We start from the raw sequence: 17495 nt of genomic DNA, 5'->3' as shown, positions 1-17495 counted from the left end.
TAAAACAATTATAGAAATCAATAGGTGGAAGGAATGTGAAATCAATCGATGAAGCCAACTATCGATATGAGAAAGAGCTCATCATTGCCCACCAATCTTCTTTATTGTTCGATCATCTCGTTCCTTTGTTCTTGAATTGCCATCACTTAAGCTGGATTATGAACTCCTACACTCCTGATTTTAGCTCACCGCTTGAGCGGTGGGGGACCGCTTGCTTCTGAAAGATCCGCTTATCAAGAAACGCTGCAAGCTGAGCACTGTGAAAAGCCAAGAAGCAAAAACAGACCGATTACCGTAGTCTATACCATTCTTCTCCCCATTTGCTCTGTCATCTGCAGTGATATTATGAGGATCTGCTTTCTCTCCCTACTCTCAGTAGTCTCGAATATGGCTTTTCTCGAAGAGGAGCTCTCGGCATTGTTCTCTATCAAACTTGCACTCCTTCCTTCAGAGACACCCTCCGCCACTGCGTGACCCTTAAGGGAGGACTTAAGATCAGATTCATCAAGAACTAAACACGGCATTCACGCAATAGAGAATAGTCAACGTATGAGTGCCGTTGAACTCGCTGACTTACAGGTAATGATGAAGAGAAAGAGGGAACTCTAGCTCTAGTCTGTAAGTCGAGACTTCTTCACTGCGGGTGGACAGTATAGAGGATCGAGTCCCGCAACTGCAGGGATGTAGATCCTCATAGTTATNNATCCATCTTCTTCATAGATCAACTCAGATCTGTCTCCGATTGAAAACCTGTTCAGAGAATTTGAAACCATCATCTGATCCATGTCATACATGGTTATTGACCAGAATCCCCTGGGATCAACCGGAGGCATCTCTTCCTTTGAAAATGAAAGCGTGTAATTGAATCTCGAAGCATCCAGAAGATCTCCGTCGCTGTCAACCCTGCAACTAGGGTAATAGGCCTCTTCGAGATCATTTCCGAAAAGTCCTATGTGAGCAGCGGCAGCCCTAACAAGATACATTCCCTGCATTCTCTCTCTATCGCCGAAGATTCGTTCGGACATTGTCCATCCATTTCTGATCGTTCCCAAAACAGAACCTGGATTGTATATAGAGTCACGAGCTTCGGCGATTCCTGAATCAATTGCTTCTCTTACCGGTTCGGTCAGGCTGGACGGATCGAACGGATAATCCGGACCAATTCCTATTCTCGAGAAGTCATAGATTAGGTCTCTCTCTGAAGGATGAATCTCTAGTTGCCCAAGCAGGAAATTGAAGTATGCAATGAATCCGATAGAATCAGCAGCTTCTTGGTCAAAAGGAAGAAGAAAATCGTCTAGAAGAGGAGGTGAGACATCGCCAGCAAAATCACTCAAAGGTCTCAGAACATAATTCTCCTGTATCTTCAATACTTCTTCAAGATCTCCCGGTAGCTCGCTATTTACGGCTGTCCTAACTAAACAGTAGACAAAGTTCCCCTCGCTAACGAACACTTTCTCAACATCTGAAGGTACTTCTCCTTCCCAGTTGGGTCCCGCAATCATTATTGTCAATGGATCTGAGCCGGTGACCCTAGTACCTGCGTAAGCAAAGTTATGAGTGTACATGTCTATGAACTGGAATGAAAAGTAGCGATCGGGTACTGGCGGAATCTCCACTACAACGGGCTCACTTCTTAGATCAAGCCACGCAGACGAATAAAGTGTGTCGTTGTTTGAGCGCACTATGAGTCTGCTATGGGGACCGAACAGGCTCTTAACGTGATTGAGTGAGTTGAATCCACCTCTTTCCGTTACCTGAACATACATCGTTCGGTAGTTTTCTAGCATAGGATATGCAAAAACATAGGCCTCGTTCGCCAATTCCTTCGCTTCGTCAGGATCAAATGTCAGGCTCTGCTGCAATGCAAAGGCTGATAAGACGAGCATCAAAATCATTGACCACGAAAGTAATACTTTCCTCACAAGATACAACCCCCTATCTCCAAAAGCGACTAGGCTGACAATTGCCTAACCGGAGCGTTTAAAATAATCCTGAAAAGAATCTCTTGTGAATCAGGATTCTCATTCCAAAATACTATCATTTTGATTCTTCTCAGATGCTATCTATAGATCACCCACCAATTGTTGATTTGATATTTATCGGTATCGTTCACAGTGCCACAGTTGTAGGAAGAGGTGGAACTGGTATAAACCTGATGATACGAAACGTACTTGCCACTGGAAGCATGCCTAAGCCTTACTATCTCTCCGTAGTACAGTTTGTCTGTGCCGAACAGAGTTCCCAGAACATTGATCCCTGCAGGCTCGAAGAATAGGTCCCACTGAGCAGTATCATGATTCAGATACAGACAGTAAGTCGTACTTGGGTATTTGTACTTGTCGTCTTTTGTATCAATTGTGTAGTACTTAGAAAGGTTATACGGAGCGAGACACATGTCACTTAGCTGCGTTGTGGCCCGCAACCATACCGCGTGATCTTTTGTGACTGGTCCCGTCGACCACCCCCAGGAATCCCCAGTTCCTTTGTCACCTTTGTTTGTTAATGTCAACCACGAACTATATCTCCCCGAGGTTGTTCTGTTTGTGCTGTTGACCTTCACAAGATCGACTCCAAAACTATCCCATGTAGGAATGAAGAGAATCCAGGTTTTTTGCCAGTACGCCTCGTCATCGATTTTCATATATCTGTTGAGCGCGACATTCAGGACTCCTATATGATCCGGGTCAGTAGGGTCAGTGCTTCTTCCGTATATGATCTCCCTCTGCAGATTGTTGACTCTCAATGAGGGAGCGTAGGCCGATATTGCTAGAGATTGGACATATGAGGTCTCCGGGCCTATGTTCAAAGCATACTTCGTTTCATCTAGGTATTCCTCTGCGATAAACAGATTATTGCAGATATTCTTATGAGTATTCTCAAGAAGGGTTATTGCGTAAGGCGTCTGAACCACATTGTTGTTGGTGCTCCTGGAAATCGTGTATTTGCCTTCTGAAAGGTTTTCAAAGACATATCTTCTCAACACTACCCCTGGCTCGACTGTCTGCTCTGTATCTTGATATGTATATCCTAAGAGACGATATGTGCCGAGTGGATCACTCGCTTCTAATGCTTCGTCAATAGCGGTGAGCTGAATATCCTGTTTGTCCAGAGTGAGTTTGATGCCGGAAGCGGAATTCCTGAACACGTTGAATGCCGGGAGCAAAATCCCTAGAGTTTTCTGGAAGCTGGGCAGTGTTGTAGGTAACGACATGGGTTCGGTATTCCAGAAAACTCTCACGACTATCCCGGAATCCAATCCCATAGCCTTCAGGGCTGCGTTGTCTGCTTCGTTGTAGAACCAGGCTTTGTCAGCATCATAAGCAGGGTTCAACATAAGGCCTTCGCCACCGACAATGTATGTTACGAATGTCTCCAGCCAATGCCAGAAGACTTCAACTTCCTCTGCGGTGTACGAGTTGTAGTTCTGCAAGTGCAGCTGCGAAAGGCTACTCCCCTGCTTGTGCTCATATTCAACCAGAAGGTTCAGAGCGAGGAGTTGACGGGTTGTGAGAGCTTTGAAAAGACCTATGTAAGCTTGAACGTACTCTATAAACACAGGCGAATCGGCAGGACATCTCTGTGAGAATCCAAAACCGGTATCTGTAGTTCCATCGATCAGCTTGGCCGATCTAATGGCATTCATTGCGTTGGTAATGAAAATCTCTAACAGAGACATATAACTCGTGTCAGCAGTTCCTCCAACGATAACTTTCTTGATGTTAAGCATTACCTGATCCAATTTGCTGATCTGAATATCGTACATCAGTTCCTGGATGGCGATATCTGTGGTAGTCGTTGCATCGAGAGTTGTAATGAACATATACTTGTTGGTGCAGGTTTCGATCGGAGTGAAGTAGTTCTGATCTACCATTCTCACATACGAATCGTAATACTGCTTGTCAAGCTTCGTGAGAATGCTCTGTATTTCGGCATCAATAGTATCAAGCTTTGCAGACATCACGTCCAGCTTGTCGTTTATCTCCTGAACCTGGTTGAGAATCTCGCTTATCATTTCTGCGCTTTGATCACCGAGTCCAAACAGGCTTTTCATAACCCACGATATCGCACTTACGGCACCCTTTGATACTATACCGGTTGTTATTCCTTTCAAAAGGTCCTTGGCTATGCTTGAGATGTCAATATCCAGAGTTACACCAACGCCGAAATTGTACTTGGCGCCGACAATTGCCTCGACAATTACCTCTATGAAGTCCCTATAAACTCCGCCGAAGTTTTCATGGACGAAGTCCGAGAGCCTTTTCATAGAGAAATACGAGGTCTCGAATTTAGGGTGAAGCTGGCTCAAAACATTCACCTCAGGGGGGGACGTTTAGGGCTTCTCTGACCTGACTAATGGCCTCTGCATAGCTGGTTTCCATTCTGAACATGTAGGCCGTAAAAACTGATGTGACTGGATTTACGAGTATTTGCTCCGAATAGAACGACTCTTCGACAACCGAGGCAGGGGCATCAGTCCTTTCCTGTTCTTCGGGAATATCGAAGGACGCCAGAATTATTACCGGAAACTTCAGCCCCGTGGGTATGGGTATCGAGAACCTCCCATAATTGTCGGTTTCAAACTCGCCTTCAATGACCTGATTTCCGTCTAGGTCAAAGACCTTCACGATGCGTTTTCAATATATTCGTCTGCAAAAACTGTGCCCTTAATTGCATTTGTTCGAAGAAGACCAACGCAACCCGTGACAAAGATTAGCAATACCAGAAGAAATAAGAGAGAATACTTCTTCATTTACAACGCCCCAAATATCTCGATTGGTAAATCAGCTTATTGGCAAAAGCGCGTCTATGTGGAGAGTTCAGGGCTCGGAAGAAAGTTGATTTATCGAATTATATATGAGATTTATGGAAAATCAGTCATTTGTTCACACTGTGAAAGTCAAATCTCTGGTAGCGGGAATGAAACATTTTTTGTGGTCTAGGAACCTCAGGAATTCTGAGCTGCAAAAATCCTTATCGAGTATCTACAAAAAACGGATTAGGCTTGAAAACCGTCTGAAGAGTTTACGAAGAAAGAAAAGAACCCACTATTGGTAAAATGGGAGTGTAGGAGGTCTGCTTTCAGGACCACAGAAGGGCGAAATCTGATAGTGACAAAGCATAACCTGGAGTGATACATCTCTGAAGCTGGAAGCTTTGGAGCATCAAACCGAGAATCGGAATTCTTTAGAAAGAGGTGCCTCATATGGAGATAGGGATAGTAGGACTTGGCAAAATGGGAGGCAATATCGCCAGAAAACTCGTCGCCGGCGGACATACTGTCATCGGCTATAATCTGAATTCGGAGATCACAAAGGCTCTGGCTGAAGAGATAGGACTTTACCCGGCCTTTTCTCTGGAAGAGCTTGTGGGAAAGTTGACGCCGGTTCGGATTCTTTGGTTGATGATTCCAGCAGGCGTTCCAACTGAAACGACCGTAAATGCTCTTAAAGACTTGCTAGATTCTGGAGATATCGTCATTGACGGAGGCAACAGTAATTATAAAGACTCAGTTAGGCGATCGGAGAGACTTTCAGAAAGAGGAATCAAGTTCGTAGATGTAGGCACTAGCGGGGGAACTTGGGGATTGACAGAAGGTTACAGCATGATGATTGGAGGGGAAAGAGAGATCATAGAGAACCTCACGCCATTATTCACAACGCTTTCGCCTGAGCAAGACAAAGGGTGGGGAAGAGTCGGACAAGCGGGAGCCGGCCATTTCGCAAAGATGATCCACAACGGAATAGAGTATGGGTTGATGCAGGCCTATGCGGAAGGATTCGAGATTCTTAGAGCGAAGAAGGAATTTGACTTCGATTTGAAGGAAGTGACCGATATATGGCTTCACGGAAGCGTGATCAGGTCATGGCTTCTTGAGTTGATTAGCGATATACTAGCCGGTGATCAGGATCTCCGTAACATAGAACCATGGGTTGCAGATTCTGGAGAAGGACGTTGGGCAGTTGTTGAGGCAATGGATCTCGACGTCCCCGCCCCGGTAATTACATTGTCTCTACAGAAGCGAATTGAGAGCCGCGTTGAAGAGGATTATTCGGCAAAACTCCTTGCAGCCATCAGAAACAGGTTTGGCGGCCACGAAATAAAACAAACAAGACTGGAGAGTAGAGATGGCGAAGACTGAGAATTCAATAATGATTGTATTCGGAGCTTCCGGTGATCTTACACAACGAAAACTGATTCCGGCTGTTCACTCCCTCGGTTGTGAAGGACTGCTGCCTGAAAAATTCGACGTTATCGGCGTTTCTAGGAGCAAGATATCGGATAAAGGCTTTAGAGATAGGTTATTCTCTGGGGTTCAGGATTACTCCAGATCTGATCCAAAGATCTGTAATCTCTGGAAGGGATTTGAAACTAAGATCGAGTACTTGCAGGGCGAGTATGATCAAGAAGAGACATACGGTGAACTGAAAAAAAGGATAGACAAATTGGAGAAGAACGAGCAGGCTAGATCAAATCTTCTTTTTTACCTCTCTATTCCTCCCGAAATGCATTCGATCATACTGAGACACTTGGGCAAATTGGGTCTCAGTGGATCTGAGGGAAGAGAAGTCCGCGTCGTGATCGAGAAGCCTTTTGGAAGAGATCTTGAAAGCGCAAGAAAGTTGAATTCGATCGTTCACGAGTCTTTTAGGGAAGACCAGATTTTCAGGATAGACCACTTTCTCGGAAAAGAGACCGTTCAGAATATACTTGCTTTCCGTTTTGCCAATTCGATATTTGAACCATTATGGAATCGTCAATACATTGATCATGTTCAGATAACTGTTGCTGAGGATATTGGAGTAGAACACAGGGCAGGATATTACGATACCGCTGGGGTTTTGAGAGATATGTTTCAAAATCACATGCTTCAGCTTCTGACTTTAGTGGCTTTGGAACCGCCAGCAGTTTTCGAGGCGGATGCTCTAAGGGATGAGAAGGTCAAAGTTCTGAGATCAATGAACAAGTGTTCAGACGTCGTTCTGGGTCAGCATGATGGCTATCTTGAAGAAGAAGGAGTTGCCAAGGATTCAAAAATGCCTACATATGCTGCACTTAGGATGTATGTGGATAATTGGAGATGGAAGGGAGTCCCATTCTATCTTCGATCTGGCAAGAAAATGAAGAGAAAGGTTTCGGAAATCTCCGTCCATTTCAAGAGCGTTCCTCATATGCTTTTTGGACAATCCGGAAATGGCGAAGATGTCAGTCCGAACATTCTATCTCTTTGTATTCAACCTGACGAAGGAATGAAGCTGTATTTCGAGGCAAAGATTCCTGGTGGTCCGATGAAGACCAGAACAGCCAAAATGGATTTCAGTTTTTCCAGCGGATTCGGTAATGACACCCTCCCTGATCCATACGAGAGACTCCTTTTAGATGTAATGCAGGGTGATGCATCATTGTTCGCCAGATCTGATGAAATCGAGTTAGCTTGGGGAATAATCGACCCTATAATAAGAAGACAAGAGAATGGAGAAATCAAGTTGTGCACTTATGCAACCGGTAGTTGGGGTCCCGAAGAAAGCAGTTTTCTCGTTTCGAGGGAAGGCCGGGAGTGGTTTGTTTGCTGTTGTGGTGAGGATGGAGAACTACCAGAGGAGCAAGATGGCGGCGGCAAATAGGCAGTTGAGCATCTTCGAAGACTTTGAGCAGCTATCACATGCGGCCGCCGAAACTTTGGCAAAACTAATCGAGAACAGAACAACCGTTCATGAGAGATTTTCAGTAGCTCTTTCGGGAGGTTCTACGCCCGAAAGACTTTATGAAATTCTTGCCGAAGAACCTTACAAACAAGGTATTCCCTGGCGAAAAGTCGACCTTTTCTGGGTAGACGAGAGGTGCGTTGCTCCCGATGACGATGAAAGCAATTACGGACTCGTGAAGGAGCTTCTACTTAGAAGGATCGAGATTCCCCAGGAAAACATTCACAGAATCAAAGGTGAATTATCCCCTGAGATTGCCGCGGCTCAATACGAAACAGAACTGATTAACTATTTTGGAAAACATTCCACAGATTTCGATCTTGTAATATTGGGATTTGGAGAAGACGGCCACACGGGGTCTCTCTTTCCCGGTTCGATTGAAATTATCGACCGTGATTCTCTCGTACTTACCAGTGAAGTGAGCTACGATGGAAGGCCATCCAAAAGGGTTACTCTTGGTCTGCGGGCTCTAAATCAGGCCAGACACATTTTCGTTCTGGCCTCCGGAAAGGCGAAGGCAGAGATCGCTAGGTTGGTTCTGGTCCAAAATGATTGTGATCTACCAATAAGTCTTGTATCTCCTGAATATGGGAAACTCTTCTGGATGATCGACAAAGAAACGGCTCAACTTCTGCCTAAAACTTTTCTTGATGAGCTTCAGAAATCCAATTCTTGACTTTGTTTTGACTAGAAGATCTCAATTGAATCAGAGATAACCGACTTCGTAATCTATTAGAATCCGTTAAGAGAGCAAAAGCAAGAGATTCTTCGATGATGGAAATCGACTGAGTAGAGATTTCTTTTCATGAATTCCATGATATTCGTTGGCTATATAGATAATTCCTCGGAGTTCCCCGATCAATAGCTATTGATTGGGGCTAAGCTCACATTCTAAAGAACGCCCTTTCCGAAGAATTTCGAACATCATAACTGTTAATTCCGTGTTTTTGCCTCCATTTGGTTCAGGTCGAATCTCATTGACTTCCGATTAACGACTGGCAAGTAGTATAATTTCAATGAAAGAAATGACGTTTCAATAGATGAAATATGGGGAGGCATATTAATGGACGTTGTTGGCAAGTTTGGGAGGATACTCATACCAATGAGTACCGCGTTTGCAGCTGATTATTCGATCGACTATTCGATGACAAGGAGGATAGCCAGCTATTTGATTGGAAAGAAGTACTGTGATTCTCTTGTTATAGCCGGAACAAACGGCGAGTTCTACTCAATGAGCTTCGAGGAGAAGGTAAGACTCTTTGCAGAAGTTAAAGAAGAAGTTGGCGACAGGGTACCATTGATAGCCGGAACAGGTACGGCTAACACTTGCGAGACAATAGAACTTACGAAAGAAGCGGCGAGATTAGGATACGATGCTTCTATGGTAGTTGTTCCCTATTACTGTCACCCGACTCAGGAAGGAATCTACTATCACTTCTCTCAGATATGTAAGAAGACCGATCTTCCGATTATGGTCTATAACATTCCGCTCTTCACGGCTTCGAATATTGATCCGGCGACTCTGGCCAAGCTAACTGAGTTTGAGAATATCGTTGCCGTCAAAGATGAGGCCGGAATTAATCCGTTGCAGACCTCTGCCTTCCTGAAGGCAACAAAGGGGAAGATAGTGGTTTATTCGGGAGACGACCTAATGGTTCTCTCGGTCATGAGTCAGGGTGGAATAGGCGTTATAAGCGGAGGTTCGCACGTAATTGGGGACATGATGAGGAACTTGATAGACGAGTTCCTCTCTGGTGATGCCACCAAAGCGACAAGTAGCTTCAAGGAGCTTTACGAGCTTTTTAGCGCTTTCTTTGGTAGAAATAGGCGGCTTACAAACCCGTTGCCGGCAGTAAAAAAGGCCTTCGCGCTCCACTCGGGACTGGATGTCGCGAGAGTAAGACCGCCACTCATGGAAATTGAAGAAGACGAAGTGGCAGTGCTGAAAGATACTCTCAGAAAGTTCGGGAAAATTTCTTGAGCTTCAAGAACCAAAAAACCGAAAGGGGGTTTAGCGATGAAAAAGGGATTAATCGTGGGTCTTGTTCTGCTGTTAGTTAGCATTTGTTTTGCCGTTGAGGAGACTTATACTATACGGTTCAACACGGTAGCCTCGCCAACTCAGCCTCAAGTTCTGGCCATGAACAAATTTGCAGAGATCGTAGGAGACTTGAGTGGAGGCAAGATAGACGTGAAAGTCTTCCATTCAGGACAACTTGGTGACCAGCAGACATCGTTGCTTGCTGTGATGAGGGGTGATCTTGAGATGGCAGGCGATGGAGCTCCATCATGGTTTGCGGATCTCGGAAACATGCCTAAGATGGGGGTTCTGAATGCCGCCTATATCTTCAAGGACCTCGATCACATGTATTCGGTTATGAACAGTCCTCTGGTTAAAGGTTGGTTTGATGAGTTGGCTTCGAAGACCGGCATGAGGGTTTTGGATACATGGTATCTCGGTATGAGGCAGCTCAACACAACCGAAAAGGCAGGTCCCGTTTACAAGCCGGAAGATCTCAAAGGTATGAAGATCAGGATGCCCAACAACGAAGCATTCATGGACATGGGACGTGCAATCGGGAGCAATCCAACTCCAATGGGTTTTGGAGAAGTTTATCTTGCGCTCAAGCTGGGCACTATCGACGGCCAAGACAATCCTCTTCCAACTGATCTTTCGGCCATGTTCGTTGAGGTCACTAAGTACATAATTCTTACGGATCACTCAATTGGAATGATAAATCCAGTAATCAATGAAAAGTTCTGGCAATCTCTGCCGGCAGAATACAGGACCTACATTATCAAAGCTCTTGAAGTAGCACGTTTCTACATGAACTACCTGGTTCTGGAACAAGAATCGAAGCTTCTTAAGCAATTTGTCGACGAATACAAAATGGAGATAATAGTTCCCGACAAAGAAGCCTTCATGAAATACGCGAGAGAGTTCTATTCACAAGATAAGTTCGACAAAGCCTGGGGCGCAGGAATGTATGAAGCAATCCAGTCTTATCCTTCCGACTAGCTGAAGCAAGAAGAAGTAGCTTGGACTGGGTAATCCCGGCCCAAGCTACTCTTTGTGGAGGACGATCATGAAGAGGTTCTTTGGAGTATTGTTTAGGTCGGTTCAAATTGCACTGAATCTAATAGAGTCTTGGGGAGGGATAATCTTCCTGGGATTGCTTTTTTTAAGTATCTTCCTGCAGGTTGTTCTGAGATATGTATTCAGGACTCCTTCACCCGAACTATTCGAGGTTGCCCAATATAGCTTCATATGGACTATATTCCTCGGTGCACCGTACGCTAGGAAATTCGATGCACATATTAAATTCGACATTATATTCGTCAAGCTTCCCAGAAAGGTGCAGCTGATTCTACAGATAGCGTTCGATCTCTTCTTTTGCATTGTGCTTTTAGTAACACTGGGACCTGTGCTCGGCGATGTTCTTTTCTATAAGATCATCAAGTCCGAAGTCTTAAGGATTCCCTGGACTTATCTCTTCATGTGTTTCCCCATTTTCATGGTCTTGACTTTCATTCACAACGTAATCTGGATAGTGAAGAGCTTCATAGAACTCTTCTCCGGAAGAATCGTTCCCAAGGAGGTTGAACCATGGGATTGATACTCTTTTTCATAGTATTCGGTGCTGCCTTCGCCCTGGGTTATCCGATAGCGTTTGGAATGATCATGGGGGGCTTTGCATACTTCATCACTTCGGGAATGGACCTGGGAATCTTCCTCGACATAATGGCAATAGAATTGAGAGCTCAGGATGTCTTGTTGGCAGTTCCAATGTTTATATTTGCTGCAAACGTAATGAACGATACCGAGATAACCGACCGGCTTTTCGGTTTCTTGAAGCAGCTCTTGGGAGGTGTAAGGGGTGGACTTGCATACGCGAACATCGGTGCCAGTATTATTTTTGCGGGAATGAGCGGATCGGAAATAGCTGATGTTTCGGGTCTTGGAACAATAGAGATAAAGGCAATGATGGACGACGGTTATGACGGCCCTTTTGCCTGTGCGGTTACGTGTGCTTCGGCAACTATTTCTCCCCTCATTNNAATGGTTATGATGGAGCTTTTGCCTGCGCTGTTACATGCGCTTCGGCAACTATTTCTCCTCTCATTCCTCCCAGTATTCCGATGGTAATCTATGCCATGCTGACAGGAACCTCTCTGGGATATCTGTTTCTTGCAGGAATAATACCTGGGCTTCTTCTTGGCTTTCTTGAAGCTGGGATGGCCTTCTATCTTTCGAAGAAGAGAAACTATCCGGTAGGAAAGAGATATCCGCTTAAAGTAGTTGCGAAGAGCTTCATTAGATCCTTTCCTGCCCTGATGGCTCCGATCATTCTCCTGGCCGGTATCTACGGAGGAATATTCACTCCAACTGAATCCGCGGCCGTTCTCGCTGCATATTCTATACTTGTAAGCATCTTCATCTATCGTACGCTTGGAGTCAAGAAGCTGAGAAAGATAATGCTCAAAACTGTTTATAATGTAGGTGCGATAAGCTTCATGATTGCCGGTGCCTTCGTTGTGAAATATGTGCTTGCAAGAGAAGAGATACCTCTATTGCTGACGAACGCTTTCATGGATATGGGACTTCTTTCCAGTGCATGGGTACTGCTTTTAAGTGTGAACGTTCTTTTCTTCATACTTGGAATGTTCTTTGATGTGTCCGTTATACAGCTGGTTGTAATACCAATAGTCTTTCCGCTCGTGAGGGCAGTGGGAATAGATCCCGTTCACTTCGGAATCGTGACCACTTTCAATCTTATGCTCGCACTTGACACACCTCCCTATGGACAGACAGGCTTCATTACAAGCGCGATTAGCAAGACTCCCGTCGGCAAGGTTTTTAAGGAAATGCTAAAATACTGGATACCGATAGAAGTAATGGGACTAGTAATAATTACTTACTGGGCCGATTTTGTTTTGTGGCTGCCAAGATTACTGGGGTATGCTCATTAGGTCATGATTGAGGCTTTTGAATGCAGAGTGTTGAAAGGATAGTAAGGATCGTAAATTCATTTAGTCTTGAGAAATCAAAGCTTAGCCTAGACGATTTGACGAAAAAAAGCGGTCTTCCAAAGGCCACCGTGTATAGAATTGCGGAAGCTCTCTGCAAAGAACATATGCTTGAGAAGGATACCCTCACGTCTACATACAGAATAGGAATCAAGCTCTTTGAACTGGGGAGTCTCTATCTTTCCTCTATGAGACTTAAAGATGTGGCATTTACTGAGATGGAGAAGCTCCATTTGAAGACGGGTGAAACGATACACATGGGTATACTTGACGGGAATGAAGTCGTCTCCATTGAAGGATTTGAAAGTTCAAGGTCACTGCACACGAAGCTTTTGATAGGAAAACGAGCCCCTCTTTACTGCACCGCAGTCGGTAAAGCGATTTTGGCGTTTCTTCCTGATGCCGATCGTGAAGAGATGATAAAGGCTCTTGATCTTGTCCCTCAGACTTCAAGAACCATAACAGACAAGAATACTCTTAGGGAGGAATTGGAGACAATTAGATTGAGAGGAACGGCGTTTGACAAAGGAGAAAACGAAGAAGGAGTTGCATGTGTTGGGGCTCCTGTTTTTGATTCATCGGGTGAGGTCGTTGCATCAATAAGCATATCCGGTCCGATTTTCAGGATGGGAGAGAAAGTGATGTTTGAGTATTCCAATCTCTTGAAAGAAGTTGTGGAGAGAATCTCTTTTGCGCTAGGGCACGGATCACAGATGTAATGCCAAGTAGCTTGTATAGACTTGTTTTGATAGACACATTGTTGATTAAGAATCCAACTATCAGTTCTCAATGACCCGGCGCGCGTCTTACAACCATCTTCCTTCAGATGCTTTTCTTGCCGTTCTTCAGAAGTCAGTTCGGTATGCAATGTCTGTGGCTGTGAATGCAGAATCAGGATTCGTTGGCGTTGTCCAGCATCTGCTTTCTCGTCTTCTGAGAATACCTGAGTCACAACATCCAAGATTCCCGTTCTCTATTTGAAGTGAACTGAAGTTTCTTCATATTCTAAGTAGATACTCTACCATTGATAAAAATCCAAGCGCAAATCTGGCAGCACACAATTGCACCTCTGACAGTAATTGAAGCGTGAAGAAAAATCGTTTGCATAAGAGACGCGTTCGCGATTGATGAATGAACAGCGTCTACTCTCTCCACAATCCATAAGCCTAATTTGACAAGTACGTGAAGCTACGGGAATCTGCTTCAGTTACCGTCAACTCTCCGCAGAGTCTTAATAATGATTTTTTTCACAATCCATGAGGAATATAATTACGTGTAAGAAGACTAGAAGATATGTGGTTCACGTATTTTGGAGGAAGTTACAACGAGTATTGAATGTAGGGGAGGATTCATGATGCGAATAGCGGTGGTTCTATTGACAGTATTTGCTGTCGTCTTTCTGGCTACAGGGTGTATCTTCAAAACCGTTACTCTCACTATGCTTGAACCAGAAAACGGTGGGGAGGTTCAGCCCCTTCCTGGGGTTCACAATTACCTTACTGGTACTGTTGTGAGCATCGAGGCAACTCCCGGAGATAACTGGGATTTCGATCGATGGGAAGTAGATGGAGGGTTCTATTCAAGCGAGGAAGCAACGACTCTTAAGATGGACTCCGAAAAGGTGGTCAAAGCCTTTTTCGTGAGGAAACCTGTAACCCTGACGATGCTTGAGCCCTCTGGACAGGGTGATGTTGATCCGGATCCTGGCATGCTTTCCTTTGAGTATGGAGCTGTTGTAGACCTATCGGCTACTCCAACCAAAGGTTGGGAATTCGATCGCTGGCAGGTGAATGGAGCCTTCTACTCGAGCGCGGAATCTACGACTCTGACGATGGACAATGATAAGACTGTGAAGGCGTTCTTCAACGAAGAGCCTGTAGCTTCGGTGACACTATATATGCTCGAACCCATTGGGCAGGGTGAGATTCAGCCTCTAGAAGGAGATCACGAGTATAATGCTGGGACAGTCGTTACTCTTAAGGCAACCCCCTCTGAAGGCTGGTTGTTTGACCACTGGTTGGTTGAGGGCGCATTATATTCCGGCGACCAGGAAGCCTACCTCACAATGAATACAGATAGGAATGTAAAGGCAGTTTTTGTCAGGAAGACCTACACACTTACAATGCTCCAGACTTCAGGAAGTGGAAGTGTTGAGCCTCCAGTCGGTTCACATGTTTATGAGGAAGGCACTGAAGTTATGCTAGTTGCTTCGCCTGCAAATGGTTGGGAATTTGATTACTGGCAGATCGATGGGGTAGTTGTTACAGGCAATCCGGAACACAAAGTAACTATGGACGCAAACAAGACGGCAAGAGCCTTCTTTGTCGAAGAGCCACCTGTAGTCTTTACCTTGACGATGATGGAACCCTCCGGGCAGGGCTCTGTGAGTCCTCCGGTTGGGAATCACACATACATTGAAGGAACCCTTGTCTCCTTAACGGCAACTCCCGAAGAAGGATGGGAGTTTGAGTCGTGGCATGTGGATGGAGTGAATTTCTCAAATGTCGCGAACGTCACAATTGTCATGGATAGCAACAAATCCGTCTCAGCCTCCTTTGTGAAAAAGGCTGAGAAGGTGATTCTAGAGATCTACAAGTCCGGAAGAGGGACAGTAAGCCCGCCGGAAGGGATGTATGAATATGATAAAGGATCTTCTGTCGATCTAAGTGCAACACCTGCTTCTGGTTATCACTTTGAAGAATGGCTTGTTGATGGCACAACTTACCTGGTGCAGAACATAACGATAACACTCGAGTGGGACACGGTAGCTATCGCTACTTTTAGGTGTAACTGTGGGGGCGAAGGTCAAGAGTGACGGTAGGTCTGAAGTATAGGTAGAGATTAAGAGTCGCTTCTCAGTATCTCAAGGAATCCTTTGACGACTCTTTTGTCGAACAACGTGCCGGAGTTCTTGAGAAGATACTTGATCGTTTCTTCTTTGCTCCAGGCCTTCCGGTAAGGTCTATCGGAAATCAGCGCATCGTATACATCAACAACGGCGAATATTCTGGCGGCCAGCGGTATCTCTTCTCCTTTAAGTCCTCGAGGATAGCCGCTGCCGTTCCAGCGCTCGTGATGACAATAAGGAATATCCAGCGAAGGACGAAGGTACTCGACCTTTGACAGCGCTTCATATGCGGTTGCAGGATGGGTTCTAATTATCTTCCATTCATCTTCGGTGAGAGGTCCCTTCTTCAACAACACGCTGTCCGGAATCGAAATCTTGCCAATATCGTGAAGTAGGGCACCGCGGTAGATGTTCCCCAAATCTTCTTCTGGTGATCCCATCTTTCTGGCAAGAGTAATCGTGAGATCACTCTTCGTGAGTGTTCTTCGGTGTCCATTTCTCTCATTTCAAGAGATCTAGCAAGGACTTCAAGTGTCTGATCGTAGGCCTTTGCTATCATTCTATTGCTTTCTCTAAGACTCTCCATCATCAAGGTAACGTCTATTGCGAGCGAAGCCTGCCCGGCAAGTGTCTGCAGAAAGTCATTCCATTCCTGTCCCTATGGACTTCCTTTCTGTCAAACACTTCAAGAACTCCCAGGACCCTCCCTCTTGTCTCTAGAGGCACGGCATGATAACCCTTCACCTTCATTTCCTCGATCATTTCGAGTCTTGGGCACTCAAGATTTCCAGGAGTGTTCAGGGGGCCAAAATACGGTTTTCTGGACAAAGCAACACTGCCGGGAATAGTTCCTTCTAATGGAAGCTCTCTGAAGTTCATTTCTTCAATGATGACTCCCATTCCGTGAGCATATCTTAGAACCTTACGGTCTTCATCAATTAAGAAGACGTCGGCCCGTCTACGCTAATTCTTGAAATCAGTCTTTCAAGAAAGACATCCAACATCTTTTCAAGTTCAAAGTGATAGCTGACCGCCATTTCTATTTCGTGCAGTGCACGAATATTTGCCAGCTTGTGCATTGCGCTTCTTTCGGACTCTACTAGCTGGGTTATGTCTACACCTGTCAGAACGAAGTAATCATGCTCCTCCTTCCAGCTCGTTAGGTTACTCAGCGCCCATCGAATGTGAAGAGTTGACGATAATGTCTCCAAATCAGCTTCGTAGAAGTTCTCCACCTCGTCATCAGCTATCTTGCTTGAGGTATTTTTTACCCAGTATGCTAAATCAGGGTTCGCGAAAACCTCGGAACACGCTTTTCCCGAGATTTCTTTCGATTTGAGTGCAAGAGTCTCCTCGAGCGCCTCGTTTGTGAAGACTATCCTTTCTTCGCTATCAAAGACCGCAACGAAAACTCCTGCCGTGTCGAGGACTGCATCGGAAAAGTCTTCCTGTTTTGCCAGTTCGAGTTGAGTGTCGTTTTTCCCTTTGAACTCACGGTAAATGAGAAAGTAGAATAGAAGACCGCTGAAAAGGACGAAGGCCCAGCCCTTGTAAGTCTGTGCGTGCGTTGAGGTGCTTCTCTCAACGAACATCCAGTCTACAACCATATCCGACAACAGTATCCATAGGATTCCGAACAATATGTATAGAAAAGCTACTTTCAGCGCTGGATTCTTCTTACTTGAATTCTATTCGACTTGTGACAAGAAAAACAATACAAGCTGAGAGAGGTAGGTCTGTTGGAATATGCTGTTTGCGGGAAAGAGCATGGCTAAGTATGCTTCTCTCTTNNGCACGATAAGCAACGATCACTAAGTGATTCGTCGTCTCTCTTAGCGATGAGACATGTGAATTCAATAAAGCTGACCGAAGATACCCCAAAGTCTCATGCTAACTGATTCGATAAATCTGAA

The 17495-nt window shown here is 45.1% G+C and carries 16 protein-coding genes; 10 read left to right on the top strand and 6 right to left on the bottom strand.

All coding sequences use genetic code 11. The features are described from left to right. Positions 1–611: 611 nt before the first annotated feature. From B3N33_RS11455 to B3N33_RS11445, 3 genes are all read right to left on the bottom strand, one after another. Positions 612–1769, bottom strand: a complete 1158-nt coding sequence (locus B3N33_RS11455) for a DUF1254 domain-containing protein (RefSeq protein ID WP_422655911.1) — start codon at positions 1767–1769, stop codon at positions 612–614. A 293-nt stretch (positions 1770–2062) separates the two neighbouring features. Beyond that, entirely contained in the window at positions 2063–4309 is a 2247-nt protein-coding gene (locus tag B3N33_RS11450) for a hypothetical protein (protein WP_214059719.1), read from the bottom strand. A gap of 10 nt (positions 4310–4319) precedes the next feature. Next, positions 4320–4628: a hypothetical protein gene (locus B3N33_RS11445; protein WP_214059718.1), complete on the bottom strand. Its 309-nt coding sequence runs from the start codon at positions 4626–4628 to the stop codon at positions 4320–4322. Positions 4629–5206: 578 nt separating this feature from the next. Between B3N33_RS11445 and gnd the strand changes: the two genes are divergently transcribed. The 10 genes from gnd (at position 5207) to B3N33_RS11395 (ending at position 15549) form a co-directional block, all read left to right on the top strand. After that, complete coding sequence (gnd, locus tag B3N33_RS11440) at positions 5207–6142, top strand: phosphogluconate dehydrogenase (NAD(+)-dependent, decarboxylating) (protein ID WP_102819415.1); 936 nt, start codon at positions 5207–5209, stop codon at positions 6140–6142. Then, positions 6129–7625, top strand: a complete 1497-nt coding sequence (gene zwf / locus B3N33_RS11435; protein ID WP_292593417.1) for a glucose-6-phosphate dehydrogenase — start codon at positions 6129–6131, stop codon at positions 7623–7625. The genes gnd and zwf overlap by 14 nt, the downstream gene beginning before the upstream one ends. Next, complete coding sequence (gene pgl, locus B3N33_RS11430; protein WP_292593416.1) at positions 7609–8382, top strand: 6-phosphogluconolactonase; 774 nt, start codon at positions 7609–7611, stop codon at positions 8380–8382. The genes zwf and pgl overlap by 17 nt, the downstream gene beginning before the upstream one ends. A 387-nt stretch (positions 8383–8769) precedes the next feature. Beyond that, positions 8770–9687 (top strand): 4-hydroxy-tetrahydrodipicolinate synthase, encoded by a 918-nt coding sequence (dapA, locus tag B3N33_RS11425; protein WP_214078350.1) that lies wholly within the window; start codon positions 8770–8772, stop codon positions 9685–9687. Between the two features lie 36 nt (positions 9688–9723). Continuing rightward, positions 9724–10725 carry a DctP family TRAP transporter solute-binding subunit gene (locus tag B3N33_RS11420; protein ID WP_102819412.1) on the top strand — a complete coding sequence of 334 codons (1002 nt, stop codon included), beginning with the start codon at positions 9724–9726 and terminating at the stop codon, positions 10723–10725. Between the two features lie 67 nt (positions 10726–10792). Continuing rightward, complete coding sequence (locus B3N33_RS11415; RefSeq protein WP_214061223.1) at positions 10793–11323, top strand: TRAP transporter small permease; 531 nt, start codon at positions 10793–10795, stop codon at positions 11321–11323. Further along, positions 11314–11853: a TRAP transporter large permease subunit gene (locus B3N33_RS11410; RefSeq protein WP_292593415.1), complete on the top strand. Its 540-nt coding sequence runs from the start codon at positions 11314–11316 to the stop codon at positions 11851–11853. Before B3N33_RS11415 ends, B3N33_RS11410 begins: the two co-directional genes overlap by 10 nt. Continuing rightward, positions 11847–12677, top strand: a complete 831-nt coding sequence (locus B3N33_RS11405) for a TRAP transporter large permease (protein ID WP_414674213.1) — start codon at positions 11847–11849, stop codon at positions 12675–12677. Before B3N33_RS11410 ends, B3N33_RS11405 begins: the two co-directional genes overlap by 7 nt. Before the next feature lie 20 nt (positions 12678–12697). After that, positions 12698–13453 (top strand): IclR family transcriptional regulator, encoded by a 756-nt coding sequence (locus tag B3N33_RS11400; RefSeq protein WP_214061225.1) that lies wholly within the window; start codon positions 12698–12700, stop codon positions 13451–13453. Between the two features lie 635 nt (positions 13454–14088). Next, the gene (locus B3N33_RS11395; RefSeq protein ID WP_292593414.1) at positions 14089–15549 is read left to right on the top strand and encodes an InlB B-repeat-containing protein; all 1461 of its coding nucleotides are present in this window, start codon (positions 14089–14091) and stop codon (positions 15547–15549) included. Positions 15550–15575: 26 nt separating this feature from the next. On the opposite strand, the gene B3N33_RS11390 is transcribed toward B3N33_RS11395, so the two are convergent. The 3 genes from B3N33_RS11390 to B3N33_RS11380 form a co-directional block, all read right to left on the bottom strand. After that, positions 15576–16001 carry an HD-GYP domain-containing protein gene (locus B3N33_RS11390; RefSeq protein ID WP_300980111.1) on the bottom strand — a complete coding sequence of 142 codons (426 nt, stop codon included), beginning with the start codon at positions 15999–16001 and terminating at the stop codon, positions 15576–15578. Positions 16002–16182: 181 nt separating this feature from the next. Continuing rightward, the gene (locus tag B3N33_RS11385) at positions 16183–16461 is read right to left on the bottom strand and encodes a hypothetical protein (protein ID WP_292590721.1); all 279 of its coding nucleotides are present in this window, start codon (positions 16459–16461) and stop codon (positions 16183–16185) included. 59 nt (positions 16462–16520) lie between these two features. After that, complete coding sequence (locus B3N33_RS11380; protein WP_292590720.1) at positions 16521–17174, bottom strand: PAS domain S-box protein; 654 nt, start codon at positions 17172–17174, stop codon at positions 16521–16523. Positions 17175–17495: the final 321 nt, after the last annotated feature.

The organism is Mesotoga sp. UBA5825, assembly GCF_002432955.1.
Lineage (GTDB): Bacteria > Thermotogota > Thermotogae > Petrotogales > Kosmotogaceae > Mesotoga.
The sequence above is the reverse complement of the archived record's forward strand: the minus strand, read 5'-3'. Positions and strand labels throughout refer to the sequence as shown.